The organism is Flavobacterium oncorhynchi (assembly GCF_002217355.1).
GTDB classification, from domain to species: domain Bacteria; phylum Bacteroidota; class Bacteroidia; order Flavobacteriales; family Flavobacteriaceae; genus Flavobacterium; species Flavobacterium oncorhynchi.
On record NZ_MUHA01000002.1, the window covers coordinates 1 to 5242 of the forward strand.

Annotated in this window: 2 tRNA genes and 3 rRNA genes; all 5 read left to right on the forward strand. The window is 47.3% G+C overall.

Annotation, left to right across the window (positions count from 1 at the left end):
- The first annotated feature begins 72 nt into the window (after positions 1–72).
- The 5 genes from B0A75_RS01105 to rrf all read left to right on the forward strand — a co-directional run bounded on the left by B0A75_RS01105 (position 73) and on the right by rrf (position 5236).
- Positions 73–1586, forward strand: a 16S ribosomal RNA gene (locus tag B0A75_RS01105).
- A gap of 127 nt (positions 1587–1713) precedes the next feature.
- Positions 1714–1787, forward strand: a tRNA-Ile gene (locus B0A75_RS01110).
- Positions 1788–1879: 92 nt separating this feature from the next.
- Positions 1880–1953 (forward strand) — tRNA-Ala (locus B0A75_RS01115).
- Between the two features lie 130 nt (positions 1954–2083).
- A 23S ribosomal RNA gene (locus B0A75_RS01120) occupies positions 2084–4965 on the forward strand.
- Positions 4966–5126: 161 nt separating this feature from the next.
- Positions 5127–5236: ribosomal RNA gene (gene rrf / locus B0A75_RS01125) — 5S ribosomal RNA — on the forward strand.
- Together the 16S, 23S and 5S rRNA genes with 2 tRNA genes alongside form the textbook arrangement of a ribosomal RNA operon.
- Positions 5237–5242 lie beyond the last annotated feature (6 nt).

Genomic DNA, 5242 nt, shown 5'->3' on the forward strand with positions numbered 1-5242 from the left:
AATAAGAGTAATAGAGTCGTAAGATTCGAAAAGAACCGATAGATAAATCATCGCAATATAATATTAAAATATACGATGAAGAGTTTGATCCTGGCTCAGGATGAACGCTAGCGGCAGGCTTAACACATGCAAGTCGAGGGGTATATGTCTTCGGATATAGAGACCGGCGCACGGGTGCGTAACGCGTATGCAATCTACCTTTTACAGAGGGATAGCCCAGAGAAATTTGGATTAATACCTCATAGTATTATTGAGTGGCATCACTTAATAATTAAAGTCACAACGGTAAAAGATGAGCATGCGTCCCATTAGCTAGTTGGTAAGGTAACGGCTTACCAAGGCAACGATGGGTAGGGGTCCTGAGAGGGAGATCCCCCACACTGGTACTGAGACACGGACCAGACTCCTACGGGAGGCAGCAGTGAGGAATATTGGACAATGGGCGCAAGCCTGATCCAGCCATGCCGCGTGCAGGATGACGGTCCTATGGATTGTAAACTGCTTTTGTACGAGAAGAAACACTGCTTCGTGAAGCAGCTTGACGGTATCGTAAGAATAAGGATCGGCTAACTCCGTGCCAGCAGCCGCGGTAATACGGAGGATCCAAGCGTTATCCGGAATCATTGGGTTTAAAGGGTCCGTAGGCGGTTTAGTAAGTCAGTGGTGAAAGCCCATCGCTCAACGGTGGAACGGCCATTGATACTGCTGAACTTGAATTATTAGGAAGTAACTAGAATATGTAGTGTAGCGGTGAAATGCTTAGAGATTACATGGAATACCAATTGCGAAGGCAGGTTACTACTAATTGATTGACGCTGATGGACGAAAGCGTGGGGAGCGAACAGGATTAGATACCCTGGTAGTCCACGCCGTAAACGATGGATACTAGCTGTTGGGCGCAAGTTCAGTGGCTAAGCGAAAGTGATAAGTATCCCACCTGGGGAGTACGTTCGCAAGAATGAAACTCAAAGGAATTGACGGGGGCCCGCACAAGCGGTGGAGCATGTGGTTTAATTCGATGATACGCGAGGAACCTTACCAAGGCTTAAATGTAGATTGACCGGTTTGGAAACAGATCTTTCGCAAGACAATTTACAAGGTGCTGCATGGTTGTCGTCAGCTCGTGCCGTGAGGTGTCAGGTTAAGTCCTATAACGAGCGCAACCCCTGTTGTTAGTTGCCAGCGAGTCAAGTCGGGAACTCTAACAAGACTGCCAGTGCAAACTGTGAGGAAGGTGGGGATGACGTCAAATCATCACGGCCCTTACGCCTTGGGCTACACACGTGCTACAATGGCCGGTACAGAGAGCAGCCACTGGGCGACCAGGAGCGAATCTATAAAACCGGTCACAGTTCGGATCGGAGTCTGCAACTCGACTCCGTGAAGCTGGAATCGCTAGTAATCGGATATCAGCCATGATCCGGTGAATACGTTCCCGGGCCTTGTACACACCGCCCGTCAAGCCATGGAAGCTGGGGGTGCCTGAAGTCGGTGACCGCAAGGAGCTGCCTAGGGTAAAACTGGTAACTAGGGCTAAGTCGTAACAAGGTAGCCGTACCGGAAGGTGCGGCTGGAACACCTCCTTTCTAGAGCCTCAAATGTTAGTGCTTGCACACGTTGAGGAAACAAGATGATTATTTATAGGATTCTGAATTGGAGATTGTATTACTCTTGCTGTTAATTTAAAACATAATGAAAAATTAAGTAAAACAGAGTCTCGTAGCTCAGCTGGTTAGAGTACTACACTGATAATGTAGGGGTCGGCAGTTCGAGTCTGCCCGGGACTACTATTTAACTTAAAAAAAAGGAAATTTTAGAGGTTGAGACCTTATGAGCAATAATTCATAACTCATAACTAATAACTCATCACTAAGAAAATGGGGGATTAGCTCAGCTGGCTAGAGCGCCTGCCTTGCACGCAGGAGGTCAACGGTTCGACTCCGTTATTCTCCACTGATTCGCCCAGGCGAATAAAAGTTCATTGACATATTGAGATAAGAAAATAATAAAAAGTAGAAAGCGTTTTTTACAATTTATTGTAAAAGACAAAAAAAAACGGTCATAATTGATATTATGATTGGTACAATAAGCAAAATAAGGGCGTATGGGGGATGCCTAGGCTCTCAGAGGCGAAGAAGGACGTGATAAGCTGCGAAAAGCTGCGGGGACTGGCACACACAGATTGATCCGCAGATATCCGAATGGGGCAACCCACTATGTTGAAGACATAGTACACCGATAGGTGGGCAAACCCGCTGAACTGAAACATCTAAGTAGGCGGAGGAGAAGAAAACAAAAGTGATTCCGTAAGTAGTGGCGAGCGAACGCGGATTAGCCCAAACCAATGTTGTTACGGCAATGTTGGGGTTGTAGGACCACGACATTTTATGTACAAGGAACCGGAAGTTACTGGAAAGTGACGCCATAGAGAGTGATAGCCTCGTATGGGTAACAAGTATAATAGATAGTGGTATCCTGAGTAGGGCGGGGCACGTGAAACCCTGTCTGAATTTGGCGGGACCATCCGCTAAGGCTAAATACTCCTGAGAGACCGATAGTGAACCAGTACCGTGAGGGAAAGGTGAAAAGAACCGTGAATAACGGAGTGAAATAGATCCTGAAACCATACGCTTACAAGCGGTCGGAGCCCTTTCGTGGGGTGACGGCGTGCCTTTTGCATAATGAGCCTACGAGTTAACGTTGCTGGCAAGGTTAAGTGATTAAGTCACGGATCCGTAGCGAAAGCGAGTCTGAATAGGGCGCTTTAGTCAGTAGTGTTAGACGCGAAACCGTGTGATCTACCCATGGGCAGGTTGAAGCTGTGGTAACACACAGTGGAGGACCGAACCGGTTGACGTTGAAAAGTCTTCGGATGACCTGTGGGTAGGGGTGAAAGGCCAATCAAACTCGGAAATAGCTCGTACTCCCCGAAATGCATTTAGGTGCAGCGCTGATGATAGTTATATAGAGGTAGAGCTACTGATTGGATGCGGGGGCTTCACCGCCTACCAATTCCTGACAAACTCCGAATGCTATATAATGTTTCACAGCAGTGAGGGCTTGGGTGCTAAGGTCCAAGTCCGAGAGGGAAAGAACCCAGACCATCAGCTAAGGTCCCCAAATATATGCTAAGTTGAAAGAACGAGGTTTGTCTGCCCAGACAGCTAGGATGTTGGCTTGGAAGCAGCCATTCATTTAAAGAGTGCGTAACAGCTCACTAGTCGAGCGGACGAGCATGGATAATAATCGGGCATAAGCATATTACCGAAGCTATGGATTTACAGTTTACTGTAAGTGGTAGGGGAGCATTCCAGCAGGGTTGAAGGTGTATCGTAAGGTATGCTGGACTGGCTGGAAAAGAAAATGTAGGCATAAGTAACGATAATGCGGGCGAGAAACCCGCACACCGAAAAACTAAGGTTTCCACAGCTATGCTAATCAGCTGTGGGTTAGTCTGGTCCTAAGGCGAACCCGAAAGGGACAGTCGATGGCTAACGGGTTAATATTCCCGTACTACTAATTACTGTGATGGGGTGACGGAGTGATGAAAGCGCCGCGAACTGACGGAATAGTTCGTTAAAGTACCTAGCTATAGGCTCTCTAGGCAAATCCGGAGAGTTTGGTGAAATACGATAGTACTCGGAGTCTTCGGACAAAGAGATAGTGCGCCTAAGGGCTTCCAAGAAAAACCTCTAAACTTCAGGTAATTAGTACCAGTACCGTAAACCGACACAGGTAGTTGAGGAGAGAATCCTAAGGTGCTCGAGAGATTCATGGCTAAGGAATTAGGCAAAATAGACCTGTAACTTCGGGAGAAAGGTCGCCAGCAGCAATGCTGGCCGCAGTGAAGAGGTCCAGGCGACTGTTTATCAAAAACACAGGGCTCTGCAAAATCGTAAGATGAAGTATAGGGCCTGACACCTGCCCGGTGCTGGAAGGTTAAGAGGAGATGTTATCTTCGGAGAAGCATTGAATTGAAGCCCCAGTAAACGGCGGCCGTAACTATAACGGTCCTAAGGTAGCGAAATTCCTTGTCGGGTAAGTTCCGACCTGCACGAATGGTGTAACGATCTGGACACTGTCTCAGCCATGAGCTCGGTGAAATTGTAGTAACGGTGAAGATGCCGTTTACCCGCAGTGGGACGAAAAGACCCTGTGCACCTTTACTATAGCTTAGTATTGACCTTGGATAAATGATGTGTAGGATAGGTTGGAGACTATGAAGCGGCGTCGCCAGGCGTTGTGGAGTCATTGTTGAAATACAACCCTTTGTTTATCTGAGGCCTAACTCTTCGATGAAGAGGACAGTGCTTGGTGGGTAGTTTGACTGGGGTGGTCGCCTCCAAAAGAGTAACGGAGGCTTCTAAAGGTTCCCTCAGTACGCTTGGTAACCGTGCGTAGAGTGCAATGGCATAAGGGAGCTTGACTGAGAGACATACAGGTCGATCAGGTACGAAAGTAGAGCATAGTGATCCGGTGGTTCCGCATGGAAGGGCCATCGCTCAAAGGATAAAAGGTACGCCGGGGATAACAGGCTGATCTCCCCCAAGAGCTCATATCGACGGGGGGGTTTGGCACCTCGATGTCGGCTCGTCACATCCTGGGGCTGGAGAAGGTCCCAAGGGTTGGGCTGTTCGCCCATTAAAGTGGCACGCGAGCTGGGTTCAGAACGTCGTGAGACAGTTCGGTCTCTATCTACTGTGGGCGTTAGAAATTTGAGTGGATCTGATTCTAGTACGAGAGGACCGAATTGGACTAACCTCTAGTGTATCTGTTGTCCCGCCAGGGGCACCGCAGAGTAGCTACGTTGGGAAGGGATAAGCGCTGAAAGCATATAAGCGCGAAACCCACCACAAGATGAGATTTCTTTTAAGGATCGTGGAAGATGACCACGTTGATAGGCTATAGATGTAAAGGCAGTAATGTCATAGTCGAGTAGTACTAATAATCCGTAAGCTTATGTACACCCTTTTCCTCCCGAGCAATCGGGAGGAAGAAACTTTCTAAAAATAGTAAATAAAAGTACTTTTCTTTATCTCAGTATGTTAAGATATTTTTTAATTGATAATTAACAATTTACAATTGATAATTAATAATTAAAAGTTGCCTAAAGCAACTAACAACCTTAAGGTGGTTATTGCGGCGGGGCTCACCTCTTCCCATCCCGAACAGAGTAGTTAAGCCCGCCTGCGCAGATGGTACTGCAATTTTGTGGGAGAGTATGTCGTCGCCTTTCTTTTAA